Source organism: Diplocloster agilis, assembly GCF_019042275.1.
Taxonomy (GTDB): domain Bacteria; phylum Bacillota; class Clostridia; order Lachnospirales; family Lachnospiraceae; genus Diplocloster; species Diplocloster agilis.
Genome location: NZ_JAHQCW010000024.1, coordinates 22,096 through 44,868, shown reverse-complemented (window position 1 = coordinate 44,868; position 22,773 = coordinate 22,096). Strand labels below are relative to the sequence as shown.

16 protein-coding genes are annotated in these 22,773 nt (G+C 51.6%); 12 read left to right on the top strand and 4 right to left on the bottom strand.

Annotation, left to right across the window (positions count from 1 at the left end; translation table 11 throughout):
- Positions 1–44: 44 nt before the first annotated feature.
- The gene (locus KTH89_RS14370; protein ID WP_238722166.1) at positions 45–2,312 is read right to left on the bottom strand and encodes an oxidoreductase; all 2,268 of its coding nucleotides are present in this window, start codon (positions 2,310–2,312) and stop codon (positions 45–47) included.
- A 176-nt stretch (positions 2,313–2,488) separates the two neighbouring features.
- Between KTH89_RS14370 and KTH89_RS14365 the strand changes: the two genes are divergently transcribed.
- The 3 genes from KTH89_RS14365 (at position 2,489) to KTH89_RS14355 (ending at position 5,944) form a co-directional block, all read left to right on the top strand.
- A complete protein-coding gene (locus tag KTH89_RS14365; protein WP_238722165.1) occupies positions 2,489–3,220 on the top strand; it encodes an MBL fold metallo-hydrolase in 732 nt (243 codons plus the stop codon).
- Between the two features lie 138 nt (positions 3,221–3,358).
- The gene (locus KTH89_RS14360; protein WP_238722164.1) at positions 3,359–4,465 is read left to right on the top strand and encodes an anaerobic sulfatase maturase; all 1,107 of its coding nucleotides are present in this window, start codon (positions 3,359–3,361) and stop codon (positions 4,463–4,465) included.
- 507 nt (positions 4,466–4,972) lie between these two features.
- Complete coding sequence (locus KTH89_RS14355; protein WP_238722163.1) at positions 4,973–5,944, top strand: ORF6N domain-containing protein; 972 nt, start codon at positions 4,973–4,975, stop codon at positions 5,942–5,944.
- Between the two features lie 152 nt (positions 5,945–6,096).
- Here KTH89_RS14355 and KTH89_RS14350 read toward each other — a convergent pair whose 3' ends face one another.
- Together KTH89_RS14350 and arfA are read right to left on the bottom strand one after the other, a co-directional pair.
- The gene (locus tag KTH89_RS14350) at positions 6,097–7,419 is read right to left on the bottom strand and encodes an alpha-L-fucosidase (RefSeq protein ID WP_238722162.1); all 1,323 of its coding nucleotides are present in this window, start codon (positions 7,417–7,419) and stop codon (positions 6,097–6,099) included.
- Between the two features lie 130 nt (positions 7,420–7,549).
- Positions 7,550–9,112: an arabinosylfuranosidase ArfA gene (arfA, locus tag KTH89_RS14345; protein ID WP_238722161.1), complete on the bottom strand. Its 1,563-nt coding sequence runs from the start codon at positions 9,110–9,112 to the stop codon at positions 7,550–7,552.
- A gap of 150 nt (positions 9,113–9,262) precedes the next feature.
- On the opposite strand from arfA, the gene KTH89_RS14340 reads away from it, so the two are divergent.
- The 9 genes from KTH89_RS14340 (at position 9,263) to KTH89_RS14300 (ending at position 21,603) form a co-directional block, all read left to right on the top strand.
- Positions 9,263–10,738: an FGGY-family carbohydrate kinase gene (locus KTH89_RS14340; RefSeq protein WP_238722160.1), complete on the top strand. Its 1,476-nt coding sequence runs from the start codon at positions 9,263–9,265 to the stop codon at positions 10,736–10,738.
- Between the two features lie 40 nt (positions 10,739–10,778).
- Positions 10,779–11,735, top strand: a complete 957-nt coding sequence (locus KTH89_RS14335) for a sugar-binding transcriptional regulator (RefSeq protein WP_158346997.1) — start codon at positions 10,779–10,781, stop codon at positions 11,733–11,735.
- Between the two features lie 260 nt (positions 11,736–11,995).
- Entirely contained in the window at positions 11,996–13,348 is a 1,353-nt protein-coding gene (locus KTH89_RS14330) for an ABC transporter substrate-binding protein (protein ID WP_158346996.1), read from the top strand.
- A gap of 98 nt (positions 13,349–13,446) precedes the next feature.
- Positions 13,447–14,316, top strand: coding sequence for a carbohydrate ABC transporter permease (locus KTH89_RS14325; protein ID WP_158346995.1), 870 nt, complete (start codon positions 13,447–13,449; stop codon positions 14,314–14,316).
- Between the two features lie 16 nt (positions 14,317–14,332).
- Positions 14,333–15,163: a carbohydrate ABC transporter permease gene (locus KTH89_RS14320; protein WP_238722159.1), complete on the top strand. Its 831-nt coding sequence runs from the start codon at positions 14,333–14,335 to the stop codon at positions 15,161–15,163.
- 2 nt (positions 15,164–15,165) lie between these two features.
- Positions 15,166–16,125 carry a nucleoside hydrolase gene (locus KTH89_RS14315; RefSeq protein WP_238722193.1) on the top strand — a complete coding sequence of 320 codons (960 nt, stop codon included), beginning with the start codon at positions 15,166–15,168 and terminating at the stop codon, positions 16,123–16,125.
- Between the two features lie 96 nt (positions 16,126–16,221).
- On the top strand, positions 16,222–17,286 hold the full coding sequence (ulaG, locus tag KTH89_RS14310; protein ID WP_158346993.1) for an L-ascorbate 6-phosphate lactonase: 1,065 nt from the start codon (positions 16,222–16,224) through the stop codon (positions 17,284–17,286).
- Positions 17,287–17,309: 23 nt separating this feature from the next.
- Positions 17,310–18,344 carry a hypothetical protein gene (locus tag KTH89_RS14305; protein ID WP_238722158.1) on the top strand — a complete coding sequence of 345 codons (1,035 nt, stop codon included), beginning with the start codon at positions 17,310–17,312 and terminating at the stop codon, positions 18,342–18,344.
- Positions 18,345–18,441: 97 nt separating this feature from the next.
- Positions 18,442–21,603 (top strand): glycosyl hydrolase, encoded by a 3,162-nt coding sequence (locus KTH89_RS14300; RefSeq protein WP_238722157.1) that lies wholly within the window; start codon positions 18,442–18,444, stop codon positions 21,601–21,603.
- A 300-nt stretch (positions 21,604–21,903) separates the two neighbouring features.
- Here KTH89_RS14300 and KTH89_RS14295 read toward each other — a convergent pair whose 3' ends face one another.
- Positions 21,904–22,740 carry a carboxylesterase family protein gene (locus tag KTH89_RS14295; protein ID WP_158346990.1) on the bottom strand — a complete coding sequence of 279 codons (837 nt, stop codon included), beginning with the start codon at positions 22,738–22,740 and terminating at the stop codon, positions 21,904–21,906.
- Between the last annotated feature and the right edge of the window lie 33 nt (positions 22,741–22,773).

Sequence of the window (22,773 nt, the reverse complement as noted above, 5' to 3'; positions counted from 1 at the left end):
TGATTTCCACGGGAAAGTGCGCCTGTGGAATAAATAAGCCCCCTTTAAATTTTGCTGCCCAGGGTATAGGCGGCTCTGACAGCCTCCAGAACCTTGCCGGGAGCAAAACTGTCCCCGATCTGGTAGAGCTCCGGGGCAATATGGTTTCTCTGAGCTTCCAGGAACAGGGAAGCGTCCTCGCGGCCGCCGGCAGCCAGTACGATCAGATCGGCCTTCAGAACCTTCGAAGTGGTTTCGGTGCCAAGCTTGGGCGCCAGGGGATTTTCTATGTTTTTCGGCAGGATGGGCTGCCAGGTTATGTAGGGATCGGGTACCCCCTTGGAAATATTTTGCTCTACCGTCACCTCGTTACCGTGGAAAGATACGACCTTACAGCAGTTTAATAAGGTGACGCCCGCCTGCTTCATATAATGGATCAGATGACCGCGGTTGGCGGTACAGGTGCCGTCCATGAAGTAGCTGGTCATCTCGACTACGGTAACCTCGCAGTTGTGCTCATAACTCAGCCAATATGCGGTTTCGCAGCCCACCACACCGCCGCCGACCACAAGGATTTTCATGGAATTGCCAAGCTTCTCGGGATGGCAGAGAAGATCGGAGGCCTCCACCGTGGGCGCTGCGTCGATGCCGGGAACCGGCAGAGCGGAGGGTTTGGTGCCGGTGGCAAAGATGATGCTGTCATATTGTTCCTGCCGCAGCTGTTCGGGGCTGGCCTCGGTATTCAGGCACAGGGTCAGGTTACCTTCGGATGCCGCCTTGATGGCCTGGCGTTCCAGATAGAGGCGGTAGTTATCCAGGTCGAATTTGATTTTTGGAACAGATCCGGGGATCAGCTTGCCGCCCAGCCGGTCCTCTTTTTCGAACAGGGTCACCTGGTGTCCACGGCCGGCGGCAGTGGTCGCGAAGAGGATACCGGCCGGCCCTCCGCCGACGACAGCGATCTTCTTCGGCTTTGCAGGCGCGGGAGGGACCTCCGGCAGGAGATGTTCGAAGGAAGTCCGGGCATTGACCGCGCACTGGGGATGGCCGCCGTCCACGAATTCATTGATGCAGCCCTCCTGACAGCCGATGCAGGGGGTAATATCTTCCACATGGCCGGAATAAGCTTTGCGGGGCCAGTCCGGGTCGGCCAGAAGAGGGCGGCCCAGCATGACCATATCGCATTTTTCATCGCGCAGCGCCTGTTCCGCCAGATCCGGGTAGCCAAGTTTGCCAACGGCGACTACCGGAACCGGAACTCCCGCGTTTGATACAATGTCATGTTCTGAGAAATATTGTTTGACGGTCCGGGCTACATCAAGGAAACAGCCCGCAGGCATTCCGGCGGGGGGATGAGGCAGCCACCAGTTGTCATAACAGCCCAGATCCACATCAAAAATATCCACGCCGGCTTCCACCAGATGTTTCATGTAGTCCAAAGTCATTTCCACGGTCCGTCCGTTTTTGAATTTCTTTAACGGATTTCTCTCCATGGTGTCCCCGTAGGTTTCATTCAGGGCCAGGGACAGATCGATCCGGTACATGATCGGATAGTCGTCGCCAACCCTTTTGCGGATCTCCCTGACGGAGTCCAGGCCGAACGCCTGCCAGTCCGCGAAATGCCCCAGCTTCCGGTGGTTAAACGCGGGATTGGTAAGCTGTTCCATGAGGTAGCCTTCGTGTCCGTGCAGATAGACGCCGTCCAGTCCGGCGGCTTTGGCGTCCGCGGCGGCCTGGCCTGTGTTCTTGACGATTTTCTTGATTTTGTGTCCGGACAGGCGCATGCAGGGGATTTGCGACATGTAAAAATTGGGATTGAAGGATGCGCTGACCGGGAATTTCAATTCATTGATCAGACACTGGGGATTGCCCACCCGCCCCAGCCCGGCAGTCAGCTGCACGAAGATTTTGGCGCCGTAGACATGGATGCCTTCCGCCAGATCCCGCCAGCCCGCGAACACGGTTCGGCTCCGGTCGATTCGGGGAAAATAGGTCAGCTTGCCAAGCTCGGTGATGGAATGGTCAATGCCGTGGCTGATGGGAACCAGGCCGGTGGTGAGCAGGCCGGTTCCGCCTTTGGCCCGGGCAAAAAAGTATTGGAGCATTTTGTCGTTGGGCCTGCCGGTCTCCTCGCACATATCGATATTTCCCATGGGAGCCATAACCAGCCGGTTCTTAACGGTCATGCGGTTGATCCGGATCGGGGAAAACATCGAGGTGTAAGGGTAGAGATTCTGCGTCATTCTGGCACAGCCCGCGCGGACCGCGGAGTCGTCGGTGACCCAGCTGCCGTAGCTGTCTACCAGGCGCTGTACGAGAGCATCTGTTTTCATGGGGGAATTCCTCCTTCTCTAGAGAACGAATATTCTTCTACTATGATTGTATCTGGGTTGGAGGAGGATGTCAAATAATTAACAATTCCGGTGTTCTTAACGAATGTGGAAAAATGATGCGGCTCATGATACAATGAAGCGTAGAAAACGACTGCGAAAAGGGGAGGATGAGCGCAATGAAGATAACCTACATCGGTCACAGCGGTTTCTCTGCGGAGCTGGAGGAGGCCGTATTGATATTTGACTATTATCAGGGGACGATCCCGGAGTTTGACGGCAGGAAGCCGATTTATGTATTTGTCAGCCACAAGCATCACGATCATTTCAATCAGGAGATCTTCGCGCTGTCGGATCAGTATCCGGATGTAACCTATATATTGTCCTCGGATACCCGAATGAACGAAAAATACATGGAACGCAGGGGCATACCGGCAGCGGCCAGAGAACATATAATCTATATAGGTAAAAATGCGGAACAGGTTCTGCAAGGCCCGGGTGATACTAGAGTGACGGTGGAGACGCTGGCCTCCACGGATGAGGGCGTGGCTTTCCTTGTCGGTATGGGAGACAGATGTATTTATCATGCCGGAGATCTGAACTGGTGGTCCTGGGAAGGAGAGAGCGATGACGATGAGCGCCGCATGGAGGAAAATTTTAAGCGGGAAATGAAAAAGCTGGAGGGCAGGCGTTTTGATGCCGCATTTCTGCCGCTGGATCCAAGGCAGGAGGACCGGTTTTCCTGGGGATTCGATGTGTTTATGAGAACGGCGGATGCCGGAAAGGCGATTCCCATGCATTTCTGGGGAGATTACTCCGTGATTCCCAGGCTGCTCTCCCTGGATTGCTCGAAGCCTTATCGTGACCGGGTGGTGGAGATTACACGGGAGGGACAAGTGTTTGAGTTTTAGAGCGATGAATGAAGACGGCGCAGGCGGATGGATATAGAATATAACATATGTTAAATAAGCTGCGACAGACATAGAGATAAGCCTTAGGCAACAGATTGGCTGTAAATGAGGAAGATAGGAAGAAAGGAAGAGGAGACAATGCCCCCTTTATATTTATTGATAAAGCCGGCATCATCTAATTGCAATATGCACTGTGATTATTGCTTTTATTGTGATGAGGCAAAGAAACGGGAACAATATTCTTATGGATACATGGAAGCGGATACGGCGGAAAATATGGTGAAAAAGGCGCTGGAAGAGGCGGAGGGCCAATGTACCTTTGCCTTTCAGGGCGGGGAGCCGACACTGGCCGGCCTTCCCTTTTTTCAACACTTCGTGTCGGCGGTGGAACAATATAATAAGAAAGGGCTGCCGGTCAGCTATGCGATTCAGACCAATGGGTTTGACCTGGCGGAGGAATGGTTTCCGTTTTTGAAGAAACACAAGTTTTTGGTGGGCGTATCCCTGGACGGGCCGAAGAGCTGTCAGGACATGCACCGCCATGGGCCGGGCGGCGTCAGTACGTTCCAGCGGGTCTGGTCTACCATACGTAAGCTTAAGAAGTACGGGATCGAGTTTAATGTGCTGACGGTGTTAAACGGTTCCAACGCGCCGAAAATCGGAGAGATCTACCGGTTCCTGACCGAGAAAGAGATCTGGTATCAACAATATATTCCCTGTCTGGACCCACTGGGAGAGGATAAGGGAAAGGAAGAGTACTCGCTTTCGGCGGATCAGCTGGGGGAAGCCTTAAAGGAACTGTTTGATCTGTGGTATGAAGATTTGATCCACGGCAAATATGTGTATATCCGCCAGTTCGAGAACTGGGTCGGAATCCTGAAAGGATTTGTGCCGGAGAGCTGTAATATGTGCGGCAGATGCAGTGTCCAGACTGTGGTAGAAGCCAACGGGGATGTGTATCCCTGTGATTTCTACGTGGTGGACCGGTACCGGATCGGAAATGTGAACACGGACAGTTTCGCGGATATGAGAAATTCCGATACCGCCAGAGAATATCTGGAGCCGTCACTGGAGACAGATGAGGCGTGTAAAGGCTGCAAATGGTATCCCCTGTGCAGAGGCGGATGCAGAAGAGAACGGGATTACGGGGAGGAGAAACTGAGACTGAACTGCTTTTGCGGGGCATACCAAGCGTTTTTCCCTTACGTAATCGAACGCCTGGAACAATTGGCATCTGCCCGGTAGAGAGGGGACTGGCACATTCCGTCAGAAGAGTTGGCCGGTATGAAACAAATGGCGAAAGGGGCCTGTCCCCGGAAGCCGGCATAAATAGAAAAGCTTCGCCTTCCGGGAAGCCGAGTGCGGTAGCGTACTTGTCTCACCGAGGGAGAAGTTTTTCCTTTAGAGCCGGTATCCGGGGACAGGCCCCTTCCGCCATAAGTATCTTACCGGCCACCCCTTCTGACGGAATGTGCCAGCCCCCTCTCATAAGAGCTGGCAAATTAGGTTCAAAAATACTTGTAATCTCTTTTTAATTCAATTACAATATCATTATCTAAAAATAGCAGCACTTGAAAAAAACATGCTGACTATTTTCCGGCATCACATGTTAGTACCTATATACGCACTAAGTGCTCATATTTAAGGAATAATTCTATCCAATATCTTATCGGGAATTTCTCCCGGAGGTCTCAAACATATTAGTAATTTTAAATGAACAAAAGATTAAGCGGTTATGTATGGAGGATTTTTATGGACGAACCCCGCAATCATTTAAACACGGAAAAGGAAAATAGTATCAATAATCTTAAAAACATGAATCAAAGTACAATACAGAATTTGGTTTATGTTATTCGTGATCAACAGGTCATGATGGATTGTGATTTAGCTAAGTTATATCAAGTGGAAACGAGGGTCCTTAATCAGGCGGTAAAAAGAAACATCAGCCGGTTTCCGGAGAGCTTTCGGTTCCAGATTACAAGCAGGGAATATGAAGACTTGAAATCACAATTTGTGATTTCAAGTTCAGACAATGGAGCAGATAATTACGGCGGACGAAGAACTTTGCCCTATGTATTTACAGAACAGGGAATCGCCATGCTATCCGCCGTGCTGAAAAGTCCCACGGCGATTCAGGTAAGCATACGTATAATGGAAACGTTCGTTGAGATCCGCAGATATATGGTAAGTAGTACATGGATGCTTGATAAAATAAATAGATTAGAACTGTGTCAGATGGATTATCAGCGCAGGACGGACAAACAGATTGAACAGATTTTAGATTTTATTGCGGATCATGCGGAAGTAACACAAAGAGTGTTTTTTGAGGGCCAAATATATGATGCGTTCAGCCTTTTGGCGGACTTGGTAAGCAGCGCAGAAAAGACTCTGGTTTTAGTGGACAATTATGTAGATATCAATACATTAAATATATTGTCTAAAAAGAAGCAGAATGTATCAGTTTTTGTTTATACGATGAAACGTACGAAACTGACTGGTAAAGATATTGAAAATTTTAATTCCCAATATCCGAGTTTGGAGGTTAAGTATACGAGAACCTTTCATGATCGGTTTATGATAGTCGATGAAACGCGCGCGTACCATATAGGCGCTTCCTTAAAAGATGCGGGTAAAAAATGCTTTGCCATTAATTTGTTGGAAGACAATACGATAATCAGAGATATAACACGGAGATTGGAATTGGAGGCGGAGGAAACGGGGTAAAGGCCCTTCCGGGCAGGCGAGCGCTGTGACGCGCTTACCTGTCTTGGAGGGGAAACTTATCCGCTTATGCCGGCGTCCGGGGACAGGCCCCTTCCGCCATAAGTATCTTACCGGCCACCTCTTCTGACGGAATGTGCCAGTCCCCTCTCTGGCTATTTGGTGAATTCCAGCACAACGGGGGCGGAGTCGGCGGGGATATCCAGCAGGTCGATTACCAGGTTTCCTTCTGAGATGGCTACATTTGCGCCAAAGTTACCCAGTGTTTTGCGGAAATCGCAGGAAAATGCCGGTTCCGGAATGCGCAGCGTGCTGTTTCCGGCTTTCGGATTCGTGACCAGCAGGAAGATGGAAGAGTCATTCTGCGTGTAGTAGACAACTTCTCCGGTTTCCAGCTCTTCTTTTTGCCGGCTGAAGGGCTTCGTGGAATAGATGGCGGGGCTGTTGACCTCCATCCATTTTCCGAGATAGAGAAGACGGCTTTCCTGTTCTTCGGGAATGGTTCCGTCTGCCTTCGGGCCTACATTGATCAGGAGATTGCCGTTGTAGGCCACGGTGTCGATCAGCAGGGTGATCAGTTCGTTGTGGCTTACATAGTGTTCGTCGGTTTCGACCTGGTTGTATCCGAAGGATAAGCCCATGCCTTGGCAGCATTCCCATTTCTGCTCCAGGAACTTGTCGCCCCGGTGGTACTCTTTGGTTTTGTAATCAAACCAGACATCGTGCCAGCGGTCATTTACCACACCTTCGGGAACGGTATTGTAATAGTGGGCGAAGAGATAGGGGAGATCATCAAGCCCCTTAAGCGGCCAGTCCAGATCGTTCCACAGCACGGAAGGTTCGAAGGTGTCCACCAGCTCCATCATCTGGTTATAGGCAAAGTCGGCGTATCCGTTCGTGATATTGTTCGGATGATGTACTTCATAGTCACTCATCATGGCATTGTGGGTGACGTGCCAGTTTAACATGCCGGAGTAGTAGACGCCGAAGCGCATACCTTCGGAGCGTACCGCGTCGCACAGCTCTTTCATGAGATCGCGGCCGGGGCCCTTTTGATAAGAGTTGTAATCCGTATACTTGGTGTTCCAAAGGCAGAAGCCGTCGTGGTGCTTCGTGGTGGGGATCACATAGCGGGCTCCGGATTTCTTGAACAGCTCCGCCCATTGTGCCGGATCCCAGCGCTCGGCTTTCCACAGATCGGTAAAGGATTCATAATCGAAATCTGCGCCGTAGGTTTTTACATGATGCTCGTAAGTGGGGCCGAATCCGGCGCGCACGGAGTTGCAGTACCATTCTGCGTAGGGGTTATAGGCAAACCACCGCTCGTCAAAGGGGATGGTGCCGAGTTTCCCGGAAGGATATGCCCAGGCGGGAACGGAGTAGAGGCCCCAGTGGATGAAGATACCCAGCTTGCAGTCATCGTACCATTGAGGTACGGTGTGGGTGCGGATGGAATCCATTTCTGGTTTAAATTTCATGAGTAATTCTCCTTTCAATCGAATACGTTGGTCTATAGTACATGTTGCTTAACAGGCTTCGCGTGGATCGCACAGCGGCAGTAAGGAAGATACCGCGTACGGGGCCTGCTGCGGGCAGAGCGTTCCGGCTTTACTTATCTGGTTTCTGTTCGAATTCTTGTTCGCACGCGGTAAACCGGAAAACATTCCAGCTCAAAGCGGGGACGCGAAGAACCGCGGTCTGGTCTTCCACAGTTCCTCCCGGGCCGGGCGCGGGTGCTACACGAAACGGATCGGACTGCGTATTGCAGGCGTTTACATTATCATGATGCAGCAGGATATGTTCCTTAAGGGACAGGGAACCGAAGGAGCGCAGATCCAGCGTTACCGTATGTTCCTCATCAGGGTCCCGGCTGACACAGAACAAAGTGACCTCCCTGCAGGCTCCGGTCTGCGCGTCAACGGCCATAACGGCAACCCCGTCCAGATACGGAACCGAGGTATATTTCTTACAGTCGTACAGAGGGGTATCGATCAGAGTCATCAGGACATCCGTATCCTTTGCGTATTTTGCCACATGCATGAAGGGATAGAAGATGGTCTGGGCCCATGTGCCGCCGCCTTTTTCCGTCATGATCGGGGCGATGACGTTGACTAACTGTGCCAGGCAGGAGATTTTGATCCGGTCCGCGTGCTTTAACAGGGTGATCAGCATCAGCCCGACGACCAGGGCGTCTTCAAAGTTATAGACATCCTGTAACAGAGGCAGCGCCTGTCCCCAACGGTCCGCTGCGATCAGCTCTTCGTCCTGTCCTTTGGTGTGATACCATACGTTCCACTCATCGAAGGAGAGGTTCAGTTTCTTTTTCCTGTGTTTCTTCCCTTTCACCGTGTCGCAGATGCAGGCCACCGTGTGGATGAAGTCCTCCATATCCAGCGTGTTGGCCAGAAAACTGGCGGTATCATGTTCCGGGTTTTCATAATACCGGTGCAGGGACACGTAATCGACATAGTCGTAGCACTCGTCCAGCACGGTCAGCTCCCAGTCGCCGAAGGTCTCGATCACAGGACCGGTGGAACCGCATACGACCAGCTCGATACCGGGGTCAACCAGCTTCATGACTTTGGCGGATTCTCTGGCCAGGCGGCCGTATTCCTGAGCGCTCTTCTGCCCCGTCTGCCAGGCGGCGTCCATCTCATTGCCCAGGCACCACAGCGGGATGCCGAAGGGTTTCTCGGCGCCGTTTTTGATACGCAGGTCGGACCAGTAAGTTCCGCCGGCATGATTCGCGTACTCCACCACATTCCTGGCGTCGTCGGCTCCGCGGGTGCCCAGATTAACCGAATACATAAGCGACGCGCCGGCTTTTTTACAAAAGGCGGCAAATTCATGGAGGCCCACTTCATTGCTCTCTGTCGTCTTCCAGGCCAGATCCAGACGGCGGGGACGCTGCGAGACAGGGCCTACCGAGTCTTCCCAGTGAAAACCTGATACGAAATTGCCTCCGGGATAACGGATCAGGGATATGCCCAGATCCCGGACCATGTCCAGCACATCTTTTCGGAATCCCAGTTCGTCTGCCAGGGGGTGCGACGGCTCATACAGCCCTTCATAGACGCAGCGCCCCAGATGCTCCACAAATGAGCCGAAAAGCCGGTTGTCAATTTTGCCAACTACATAAGATCGATCCAGAATTATTTTCGACGATTTCACAACTCTTCTCCTTCTCCTTATTTTCAAATGAAACAACTTGCACATCTGTGCTTTATATGATAACATAATTGCATAAATAATCCATATCTAAACCAAAAAAGGCACATTTGCTCATATATAGCCGAAAAGTTGCACGATTAAGAGGAGAAGATGATGGAAGCAGTATTGGCAGTTGATGTGGGAACCTCCAATATGAGAGGCATCCTGTATGACCTTGACGGGAATATGATTTTTAAAACTTCGGTGGGAAGTATTCCGATCTATGAATCGGATTGTTGTGTGAAACAAAAAGCGGAAGTCTACCTGGATCATCTGACCGAAGTGGTCAGGACATGCGGGGAGGCCGCCGCAAAGAGGGGAATCCCTGTGATCGGGATCACGACCACGGCGCTGAGGTCCTGCGTGCTGGCGGTGGACCGGGAGGGGGAACCTTTAAGTGAGATCGTCATGTGGCAGGACAAACGGGCCGCCGGCGTATGCGAAGAGTTGAAAGACTGTGAAAGACAGGTCTATGAACATACCGGCGTCCGGCTGTATCCCGTATTTTCCGGAGTGAAAGCCGCGTGGATGAAAAGGCAGATGCCGGATATCTATAAGAAAGCCGCGCTGATCGCTACGGTGGCCGATTACCTTCACTATAAAATGACCGGCGTATGGGCCAGTGATTACACTTATGGGAGCCGTACGGGGCTCATGAATATCCGGGATCTGGAATGGGATGATCAGATGCTTCGCCTGTTTGGGCTTGACCGGGAGAAGCTGTGTCCGCTGATCCCGCAGGGCTCGGTTCTGGGCCGTCTGACACCTGCCTTTGCCGCGGCCTGCGGATTGGCGGAGGGAACGCCTGTGGTGACGGCAGGCGGTGACCAGCAGTGCGGGGCCCTGGGAGCCGGCGTGATGGAGAGCGGCAGCGTCCAGGCCACTACGGGAACGGGGGCCTATCTGATCGCCTGCTCCGGGGAACCGGTGCTGGATCCGGATATGCGTTTTCTGTGCAATGTCTCCGCGGTTCAGGGGCAGTACATAGTGGAAGCCAGTATGCTGTCGTCGGCTATTTTATATGAATGGTTCTTCCGGGAGTTTTACGACGAGAAGGAAGAGGGAATACAGAAGGTGAACCGGGAGGCCTGGCAGTCTCCGGTGGGCTCGAAAGGAATCATTGTGCTCCCCTATTTTCAGGGAAGAGGTTCACCGGACTGGAACAGCCGCGCCACCGGAAGTTTCCTGAATGTGACCCTGCAGAATACCAGAGGAGATTTTGCCCGGGCGCTGCTGGAGGGAATCGCTCTTGAGACGGCGGAAAACCTGTCGGTGATAGAGGAATATACGGGGCCGGCATCGAAGGTCTGCCTGTCCGGAGGATTGACGAAGAGCGAGCTGTTCAACCAGATACAGGCGGACGCCTGCGGCCGCACGCTGCTGCTGGGGCAGGACCCGGAGGCTACGGCGAAGGGAGCGTTCTTAAGCGCCGCCATGGCGTTTGGGATTGTGAAAGGGCCTAAGGAAGCGGAAAAGCTGCTGGCCGCAGGGAAAGACAGCTATAGCCCGGTACGGGAGAACACACAGATCTACCGGGAGATGATACAAAAGAGGAAGCGGTTGTACCGGGCGTTAGAGGATGTATGACGGTTTGAGATCCTGAAAACGCGGTAAGGAGGGGAATGAGATGAACAAGAAGGAAATGGTGCAGTTAAGCCTTATGACGGAAGTGGCCTCCATGTATTATGAGAAGGATATGACGCAGGAGGAGATCGGGAACCAACTGTACTTGTCCAGAGCCAGGATTTCCAGAATTCTGAAAAAGGCTCATGAGATGGGGGTGGTGGAATTCCGCATCAATCACATCCTGGAAAGGAATCACTCCTTCGAGGAGCGCTTAAAGGAGCGGTTTCATTTAAAGGAAGTGCAGCTCTACAACAGCGGCCAGAAGACGGAAGAGGAAGTAAGGGACGGCGTGGTAAAACTGGCGGCGGCGCTGCTGAAAGAAAAGATCAACCGGAAAATGATCGTGGGAATCTCCTGGGGCGGGACGATCCGCCGGACAGTGGAGGCGATCACCGATGTGGAGGAGATCCCCATCGATATCGTACAGATTATGGGATCGGCGGCTACCACGAATCTGATGAGCAACAGCGACAATATCGCCAACCGGCTGGCATCCAAATACGGAGGGATCGTCTACGGGCTGAATTCCCCGCTGTTTGTGCCGGATATTTACGTGAAGAATCAGATCATGAAGGATAAGAATGTGGCGAGTACCCTGTCGTTGGCTACCCATGCGGATATCGTTCTCACCAGTATCGGTACGCTTGAGAAGGTAACGGACTCCAATCCATGGCTGGGGTATATGACGAAAGAGATGTTCGATGAGATTCGGGACCAGGGAGCCATCGGCTGTCTGGGGGCCAGATTCTTCAATAAGGACGGTAAGATTCTGGACAATGCCTGGAACCGCAGATGTGTGGGGATTGAACTGGAGGATATCCGTAAGATAAAGGAAGTCATTGTTGTGGCCACCGGTGAGGTGAAGGCGGAAGCTCTGCTGGGAGCGATCAAGGGCGGCTTCGTGGATGTGCTGATTTCGGACAGCTCGACGGCGGAAAAAATGGTCAAACTGTCATAAATGAGGTGAAATGCTTGAAATAAGCACAAATGTTGCAGTAAAAAAGTAACATATGTGCTTATTTTTTAAGCGTGTTGCCAAATAAGTGAGAAAATGTTACAATACGTTTGGAGAAAAGGCAAAAGAATTGAGCAAATGTGCAATTTCGCCAAATGATTCTGTGGGGAGACAGCAAGGCTTTGTCAGGCGCCGGATAAGGCTGCTGTTTCAAAAAAATGAAATAATAATTGATGAAATGCGAAAACGCAGGAGGGAAAGAAATGAAAAAAAGATTACTAGCATGTACATTAGTCTTGACTATGATGGCTTCTATGTTGGCCGGCTGCGGATCCAAAGAGGAAGCAGCACAGCCCGAGGCTTCCAAAGAGCCTGCCGCAGAGCAGACACAGGCTCCGGCCGATGCGTCTGATTCCGCAGACGGCGCGAAGTTTGATAAAGAAGTAACCCTGACCTTCTGGTCTCCTACCTGGCACAAAGATGCGGACGAGCAGGTAATTGCAGACTTTGCAAAGCTGTATCCGAATATCAAGATCGAGCCGACCTTCTATTCAACGGATGATATCAAGACAAATACCAAGGTAGCGGCTTCCTCAGGAACCCTGCCGGATATGTGGTACAACTGGGGCGGTTATAATTACGCGAATTACTATGCGTCCGCTGACCTTTGCTACGATCTGTCCGCCTATGCAGCAGAACACGATTGGGAAAACAAATATGTGAAGTCCGCTCTGGACCTGTGTAAAACAGATGACGGCAAGATCATTGCCTTCCCTCAGGTTTACACCGGATTAGTATTGTGGTACCGGACAGACATTTTTGATCAATACGGCCTGAAGGTTCCGACTACATTTGAAGAACTGGAACAGGTATGCGCAACTCTGAAAGAAAACGGCCAGGCTTCCTTCTCCACAGGCGGATGGCACATTTTCAGATATCTGGAAGCTCTGCTTGAGTACTACGCAGGACCGGAAGAGCATGACGCACTGAACGCTCTGGAAGCAGACTGGTCCAAATCAGAAGCAGTGACTAATGCATTTGCAAAATTAAAAGACTGGGGCGACAAAGGTTACTTCATCGACGGATATGTAACAGAAGACGCCAACAACGCCAAAATGTATGTATTCAGCGGCAGCAGCGCCATGGTAATGGACAACTCCGGTATGGCCTCCGACGTAGTGGCTAACGGATATGATACATCCCAGTATTCCTTCTTTGCACTGCCTACCGGACAGGATGGAAAAACCGGAAGAATCTCTTCCTATGTAAAAACTACACAGTTCAACAAGAACCTGACCGATGACCAGTTTGAAGCAGCTATGCTGTTCTGGGATTACTACTACAGTGACGAAAGCCTGGCAGCCCATGCATCCATTGAGCAGCCCACCGCTGTAGCAGGCGCGAAACTTTCCGATTCCATGGCACTGGCAGACGGCCTTCTGGAAATGATCGACGAAGCCGGAAGCTATACCACCACCGACCAGAACGTTCCGAACGAAATCATGGATGTTGTATTCGCTACGGAAGAGGCGGTATTGCTGGGAAGCATCGAACCCTCTCAGGCAGGTGCGCAGATTCAGGCTGCCATTGATTCTTACAAAGCGGCAAATAAGTAATATAGGCAGATGAATATATGCAGGGCCTTTGCTGTTTCAATAGGAGTCCTATTGAAGGGCAAAGGCCCGCGTATTAACACAGATGGGAGGTTCACAAGTTGAAGACGAAGGAACGGCTGAAAACACTATCTTTTTTGGCTCCGGCTTTGATCATCTATTTTATCATCATTGTTTTTCCGACCTTTTATTCCGTGATCTTAAGCTTTTTTGACTGGAACGGAATTTCAGAGAAAAAATTCATAGGCATCAAAAACTATGTGAATTTATTTACCAACGACGCGGTCTTTCGGATTGCCCTGAAAAATAATATCATATGGATCGTCCTGACCGTCTGTATCACAGTGGTACTGGCGCTGCTCCTGGCACTGGTGCTGAATAATCGTTTTAAAGGGCGTATCGTTTACCGGTCGATCTTCTATTTCCCCTACATGCTGTCCTGGATCATCGTAGGTATTATCTGGAAATGGATGTATAACCCCAACTTCGGTATGATCAATACATTCCTGGACGCGCTGGGACTGGATTCCTTAAAGGGCGCCTACCTGTCCAATCCAAAAATCGCGCTGTACTGTGTGTTCATCGCGGCGCTGTGGCAGGGCCTTGGGCAGCCGATGTTATACTTCCTGGCAGGACTGCAGACTATGTCGTCGGATGTCCTGGAAGCGGCCAGAATTGACGGAGCCGGAAAGTTCAACCTGTTCATCCGGGTTATCGTTCCGATGCTGAAAGAAACTTTTGTAATCGTACTGGCAACACAGATCATCGCATCCATGAAGGTGTACGATATTGTCTATGTAATGACGGACAGCGGGCCGGCGAATGCCACGCAGACACTGGCCACGTACATGTATAACCAGACCTTCTCTTACAATAGCCTGGGGGCAGGAAGCGCTGTCGCTACGGTTATGATGGCGATCATGATGGTGATCATTGTTCCGTATGTAATATACTCCACAAAAGAAGACTAGATGGGAGCGGTGGAAAGTGAAGAAAAAAAGTATTAAGAAAATCCTCTTTTATATCGTGCTGACACTGGTAGCGTTGATCTGGGTCATTCCTTTGGTCATGCTGTTCCTGTCTGCAATCAGAAGCACCAGTGAATTCTTTTCAAACCTGAATCTGTTTTCCATCCCGGATACGATTCAGTGGAGTAACTTCTCGAAAGCCTGGACAAACGGAAATCTCGGCAGATTCATGGCAAACGGTATCATGGTATGTCTGATCAAGGTTCCGCTGGGAGTGCTGATCTCTTCGATGTGCGCATTTGCATTGACCAGAATGAAGCTTCCCCACAGCAACGCGCTGTTTATCTTTATCCTGGTCGGAATGATGCTGCCGGTACAGATGGCGCTGATTCCGTTAAATATTATGTACTCCAGACTGCATCTGAATAATACATATCTGTGCCTGATCTTTACCTATATCGGTTTTGGAATTCCATTGGGAACACTGGTCTTCCGCGGATTTTTCCGATCCATACCGAATGAACTGGATGAGGCGGCGGCCATCGACGGATGCGGAAAATACAGGCTTTACGCCAACATTATCATGCCGGTAGCAAAACCAGCAGTGGCGACTATGTTTATCCTGGATTTCCTGAACACCTGGAACGAATTCTTACTCCAGAGCGTACTGATTACCAAGGATACCATGAAGACGGTACCCAACGGGCTTTTGAGCTTTATGGGAGAATTCAGTACGGATTACGGTCTGTTAAGCGCAGGTGTGCTGGTTTCCATCATACCAATCCTGATTATTTACATTGTGTTCCAGCGTCAGTTCGTGGAAGGAATGGCTGGAGCCGTTAAGGCGTGACAATGATTTACGATGAATACGACTATAAGATACCGGAAGGGAAAAGAATCCGGCTGATTATCGATTCCGATGTAAAAAATGAGGCCGATGATCCCTATGCGATCATACATGCGCTGCTCAGCCCCAAATTTGACAACCGGGGGATCGTGGCCGCTCACTTTGGCAGTGTGCGAAGCCCCCACAGTATGCAGGATAGTGATACGGAATTAAAGCATATTTTACAATTGATGGGATTACCGGAGGGGCTGGCTCATCCGGGCGCAAGTAAGCCTTTGACACAGCGGAACGGACAGCTGATCACGGACGGCGTTGCAGCGGTTCCGGGACAGAAGCCCCCATCGGACGGCGCGCGGTTTATCATAGAGGAAGCGCTTCGGGAAGATACAAAGGAGCCGTTATACGTGGTGTGTATGGGACCGCTGACCGATATGGCCCTGGCCTGGATCTGCGAACCGTCCATCGCCCGGAAGCTGACCTGTATCTGGATCGGCGGCGGGGCGTATCCCTACGGTGGTTTTGAATATAATCTGAGCAATGATATTCTGGCGGCGCAGACCGTCATGCATTCCGACCTGCCTTTGTGGCAGATCCCCAGGGATGTCTATTCGGAAGTACTGGTTTCTATGGCGGAGCTTCAGTACAAGGTAAAAGGGTGCGGGATCTTGGGCGGATATTTGTTTGAGCAGCTGGAACAGTGCAGTCATACGTCCGCTTCCATGGCCACCAACCGGACCGGAGAATTCTGGTGCCTGGGTGACTCGCCGGGGATCGGGGTGCTGCTGGCCGACCAGTTGTTTGGATATGAATGGAGAAAAGCGCCTGGTATCCGGCCTGATATGACCTACACAGAGGAGCCGGACAACCGTGAGATCAAAGTATACCACCGCGTGAACAGCCGCTACATACTGGAGGATTTCTTTGCTAAATTAGCTCTGTATGCACAGCGGCAGGGCACAAAGTGATGTAAGACGGTGTAATCGGACATATCGGACATAGTAATATTTGTATTTACATAATGGAAGAGCGCATAAAGAATGAAAGAAATGAGGAGGCAGACTATGGCAAAAATAGACGAAATCACCAGGGAAAGCTGGATTATGAGCAGCTGCCCGGAATGGGGAACCTGGTTAAATGAAGAAATTGAGGAAGAGGAAGTTCAGCCCGGAAACGTGGCGATGTGGTGGCTTGGCTGCACCGGACTGTGGGTAAAAACCCCGGGCGGCTGCAACATCAGCATCGACCTGTGGTGCGGCAACGGCAAGAGGTCCAAGCAGAATAAATACATGGCCAAGGGACACCAGATGGCGAACATGTGCGGCGGAAGGCTGTTGCAGCCGAACCTGCGGGCCACGCCCTTTGTGATCGATCCCTTCGCGGTAAAGCATGTGGATGCGGTGCTGGCGACTCATTATCATCAGGACCATATGGATCCCAACTACGCGGCTGCGGTGCTGCGCAATGTGGAGGAGAAAGTCCCCTTCATCGGGCCGAAGAAATCCATCGAGCTGTGGCGTTCCTGGGGAGTTCCGGAGGACCGCTTCATCGAAGTGAAACCCGGAGACAGCGTTAAGATCAAAGATATTGAAATCTTAGCCCTGGAATCCTTTGACAGAACCTGTCTGGTTACCACCAACGGGGAAGAGGACATCCGGCATACCTGCCCCGATGACATGGACGAAAAAGCGGTGAATTACCTGATCAAAACCCCGGGCGGCAACATTTACCACAGCGGCGACAGCCACTATTCCATCTATTTCGCAAAACACGGCAAGGACCACAAGATCGATGTGGCTTTTGGCTCCTACGGTGAGAATCCTGTGGGGATCGCGGACAAGATGACTTCCTGCGATATCCTGCGGATGGGCGAAGCCCTGAACTGCCAGGTGGTGATTCCGATCCATTATGACGTATGGACGAATTTCATGGCAGACACCCGGGAGATCGAAGTGCTCTACGAGATGAAAAAATACCGTCTGAACTATCAGTTCCATCCGTTTATCTGGGAGGTAGGGGGAAAATATGTATACCCTGCCGACAAGGAAAAACGCCAGTATCATCATGACAGAGGTTTTTCCGACTGCTTTATCGAAGAACCCAACACTCCGTTCCGGTCGATTCTGTAATCCGGCGGAAGAGGGAGGTAAAGATGAAATTTCAGAAAAAAGTCCTGACAGATATGGAACGGTGTTACAGCGTCACCGTAATGCCGGAGGATAAAATAGATTATGCCTTTTTTGCCACTGAGGGCAAAGTCGGCGGCTGTGTGGCCTTCGACTGCGGCACTTTTGAACAAAAGAAGACCGTGTGGGAGGAACCGGGCGGAACCATGAGCATGGTGCCGTTAGGGGAAGGAAAAGGCTTCCTGGCGGTACAGAAGTTCTACCGCCTGTACGACTGGGAGGAAGCGGAACTGGTCTGGTGCCGGAAAGAAGCGGACGGATACCGGGTACAGGAATTATTTACCCTTCCCTATCTTCACCGGTTTGACGTGCTCACCGGCGCGGACGGTAACTATCTGATCTGTGCGACACTGGCGGATCACAAAGCCACGCGGGAGGACTGGTCGCTGCCCGGCCATCTCTATGTGGCCAAGCTGCCGGAAGATCTGAACGACGGGATTACACTCACCCCCCTTCCGGTGGAGATCCACCAGAATCATGGTTTCTGCAAAAAAACAGCGGACGGCAAGGATACCGCATACATCGCCGGACGGGAAGGCGTATTCCGCGTGACGCCCCCTCAGAGCGCCGTTTCCGACTGGACCATTGAGAAGATCTTAGACCGTGCCGCCAGCGATATCGACCTGATCGACATTGACGGGGACGGTGTGGAAGAACTGGCGGTGATCGAGGAATTCCACGGCTGCTATTATCGGATCTACAAAGAGGAAAACGGCAGTTACCGGCAGGTGTTCGAGCACCCGGAAGTCACGGAATTCTACCATGTAGTGAAAAGCGGCAGCCTGAATGGCCGGCCGGTATTCATCGGCGGCTGCAGGAGGGGAAAGCAACAGCTCTTCCTGATCTCCTGGGATGCGGATGCGCAGGAATTCCGGATTCACACGGTGGATGAGAACGCGGGCCCCAGCAACGCCATGATCTATAACGGCGCGGATGCGGATTATATCCTGTCCGCCAACCGGGAAGCCGCCCAGGCAGTTATTTATAAAGTCATACCATAAGATCGATTTGGGACATGTCCATTTCGGTTTGGGACATGTCCGTTTCGATCTGGACATGTCCCAAATTGCACCAATTGCACCTAAAGGAGACAAACATATGTTGTATAAGCAGTCTTATAACACTCCATTTTCACAGGAGCTGTTCCAAAACCCCACCAGCGAATACCGGGCTGCCCCTTTCTGGTCCTGGAACTGTAAACTGGATACCGAGGAACTGCGCAGGCAGATAAGGGATCTCCAGGAGATGAAATTCGGCGGGTTTTTCATGCACGTGAGAACCGGAATGGATACCCCGTATCTGAGTGAGGAATATATGCAGATCGTGCAGGAATGTGTGGAGGAAGCCAAAAAGAGGCGGATGCTGGCCTGGCTCTATGATGAGGACCGCTGGTCTTCCGGCGCGGCCGGAGGAATCGTGACGCAGGATGAGCAGTACCGGCAGAAATATCTGCTGTTTACGCCCTGGTCCTATGAAGAGCTGGGAGGTATGGAAACACCGGGCGGTTTCCTGTCGCAGCCCCTTAGAAATGGCAAGGGGACCCTTTTGGCCCGATATGAGATTGAATTGGACCGGCAGGGATGCCTGGCCGGATACCGGCTGCTGCAGGACGGCGAACAACAAAGGGGAGATGTATGGTATGCCTATCTGGAAACCGCCCAGCCCAATCCCTGGTACAACAACCAGACCTACAGCAATACCCTGGACAAGCGGGCTGTGGAGCGGTTCCTGGAAGTGACCCATGAGCGCTATAAAAGCAGAATCGGGGAGGACTTCGGGGAATCTGTACCCGCAGTTTTTACCGATGAACCCCAATTCTCCAGAAAGCATACGTTGAACTTTGCCGGAAGTAAAATGGATGTGACGCTGCCCTGGACCGACGATCTGGAAGATACGTATCACGAAACTTATGGCGGCAGCCTGATCGAAAAGCTGCCGGAACTGATCTGGGAACTGCCGGATCAGGGGGTGTCTGTAACCAGATACCGTTATCACGATCATGTGGCGGAGCGCTTTACCTCGGCCTTTGCCGATACTTACGGGGAATGGTGCCGCAGCAATCATCTGCTGTTAACGGGACATCTGATGGAGGAGCCGACTCTTGAATCCCAGTGCGCGGCTCTTGGGGAAGCGATGCGTTCCTACCGTGGCATCGACATCCCGGGCGTGGATATGCTTCGTTGGGATCTGGAATATACCACCGTGATACAGGCCCAGTCCATGGCGCATCAGTGCGGCCGGGAAGGCGTTATGAGCGAGTTATATGGGGTGACCGGCTGGACTGCGGATTTCCGGGATTATAAGCTGCATGGAGATTGGCAGGCGGCCCTTGGGGTTACCCTGCGGGTACCGCATCTTTCCTGGGTTTCTATGGAAGGCGAGGCCAAGAGGGATTTCCCGGCCACCTTCGGATATCAGTCTCCCTGGTATCGGGAGTTTGGATATGTGGAAGATCATTTCGCGCGGGTGAACACGGCGTTGACCAGGGGAAAAGCAGTCGTGCGGGTCGGCGTGATACATCCGATTGAGAGCTACTGGCTGCACTGGGGGCCTTCCGATCAGACGGCGGATATCCGGCAGCAGATGGATGAAAACTTTGAAAATGTGACGGAATGGCTGCTGTTCGGCGGAATTGATTTTGATTATATCTGCGAGTCCCAGCTGCCGTTCCAGTGCCCGGAGGGCAAAGCGCCGCTGCAGGTAGGAGAAATGAGCTACGATGCCGTCGTGGTTCCCGAGTGTGAGACTCTGCGCGCGAGCACATTGGAAAGATTGGAAAAATTCCGGGATCAGGGCGGTCGTCTGATATTCATGGGAAAATGCCCCCGCTATATGGACGCGGTAGTTTCAGACCGGCCTGCAGCCCTCTATGATCAGGCGGATAAGGCGGGACAGGTGATTATGTTCGAACGGCAGGACCTTCTGGCTGCCTTAGATGACTTCCGGGAAGTGGAGTTAAGAGAAGCGGACGGAACCCGGACTACGAATCTTTTGTATCAGCTTCGGATGGACGGACAGGAAAAATGGCTGTTTATTGCCCGGGGAACCGAGCCCTATAACAAAGATATCCCCCGAAAGAGAGAAATCAGGCTGCGGATCAAAGGACTCTATGCACCGGTTCTATTCAATACCCAGAATGGACAAGAAGAATCCATTGCCTTCCGCCACGAAAATAATTGCACGGTCATTACCTATTATTTTTATGATTACGACAGCTTGCTGCTGAGGCTTCTTCCGGTAGAGTCCGCAGACAATAGTGCGGCAGAAAATCCTGTAGATGGCAATCGGGCTGTTGGGATGAAAGCAGATGAATACGATGGCAGCGGAAGAGAAGAGCGGCGGCTGCCGGTAGAAGCCCTGACCTCTTTTACCTTGTCGGAGCCAAATGTGCTGGTTCTTGATAAAGCCTGGTTCCATTTGGACGAGGAAGATTTTAGCGGGGAAACCGAGCTTTTCCGGGCAGATAATCTTTGCAGAAAAAAATTAGGCTGGCCCAGGAGAGGGGCGGCGCTGGCGCAGCCCTGGACCATAGAAAAAGAGGTGATATCACATAAACTCCATCTGCGCTTCCAGGTGGAAAGCGAGATCGCATATGAGAGTCCCTATCTGGCCATCGAGCACCCGGAACAGGCGCAGATCGTCTGGAACGGGGAGGAAGTGAGGGCCTGCGACGCGGGCTGGTATGTGGATCGGGCCATACGCAGGATTCCTCTTCCCAGGCTGAGGGAAGGTGCTAATATACTGGAGCTTACGATCCCGTTCGGCAAGCGTACCAACACGGAATGGTGCTACCTTCTGGGGGACTTCGGTGTGCAGGTATGCGGAAGCAGGAAACGGATCACGGCTTTTCCGCAGCAGATAGGATTTGACGATATTACGAGACAGGGACTTGCTTTCTATGGAGGGGCGCTCACTTACCGGATAAGACTATGCAGCGGAGGCGGGGACTTGCGGGTGCGGATTCCGCATTACCGGGCCAATGTGCTGCACGTGCGGATGGATGGGCAGGATTTTGGAGCGCTGGCCTATCCGCCTTATGAGGCGGAACTGGGCAGACCGGCAGCCGGGGAACATATGCTTGAGATAACCGCGTATATCTCCAGACAGAATGCGTTCGGCGCCCTACACCAGGCGGACAGTGAGGATAAATGGTGCGGCCCGGACGCCTGGCGGACGGCGGGGGATGCCTGGACGGACAGCTACCGCCTGGCAGCGGCCGGACTTTTGTCGGAGCCTGTAGTTATTGAGAGCTTGGTATGAGCCTCTGACAGTATGTGCGTATAAGTCGGGCAGGTAATTGAAACAGGAGTAAAAGTTACGAAGGCTTGAGCTGTATCCGGGAGACTAGTAGTCTGTTCTCCAAGTCCTTGTGCATATAGCACCCGCTATTCACGCCAGGTGCACGATTGCGAAGCTAGCCGTAGGACTCGCTACGCCGTCGCTTCGCAATCGCACACCTGACGCGAATATCAGGTACTCTATGCACAAGGACTTGAAGAACAGACTACTAGTATGAATGATTCACAGAAGAGGGGAGCTATAAGGGCAGCCTGTAATTTACTATTTTTTCCGCTGCGCAAACAGCCATGGAAATAAATCCTTCTCTCTGTATGCCAACTCCCAACTTTGATGCTTTTCGCCCGGATATTCCGTGTAACGGATATTCTCCGCCCCAACTTTTTTTAGCGCTTCCGCCATATCCCGGCTGTAGTGGACCGGAACGGTAGAATCTTTAGCTCCATGAAATAACCATAGGGGAATGTCTTTCACTTTTTCTGCCTGCATTGGATCTCCACAGCCACACACAGATACCGCTGCTGCAAAAGTATCATTTTCACGCGAAAGCAGATTCCATACTGCATGGCCGCCCATAGAAATACCGACTATATAAATCTGATCCGGGTCAATGGGATATTCCGATTCCAATTCGGTCACCAGCCCCATGACTGCATCCAGCAGCGGCTCTTCCGTATTCTCCGAGAAACTGCCTGGCTCTTCGAGTTTTACAGACCATTTTTCACCTTCCGGGCACTGGGGAGCTGCCACATAACAGGGATACTCTTTCCGGTTTTTTTCATTTAGCAGTGTATCCGTGACACTGTTTACCTGTACCTGTTTTTCGTTGTCACTTCCCTTCTCACCGCTGCCGTGCAAAAATAGCACAAGAGGATAGTTCTCCCCCGATTCTGCGGGCCGGTATAAACGGTATGGAAGAACTGTTCCGTTATCGTCCGTATAACGGAAAGCTTCCATGATATCTGTCCGGTCCTTGCTTGTAAAAAGAGCATAATACCCTCCTTTTCCGGCTATTATGTAAAATGCGGCCGCCAGACCTACAATTAATACAAATAGGATAACTGCCATTACATTCAAAATGATTCTTACCTTTTTCTTCATGCTGATCCTCCATGCGTGCGTTTTTCCGCATAT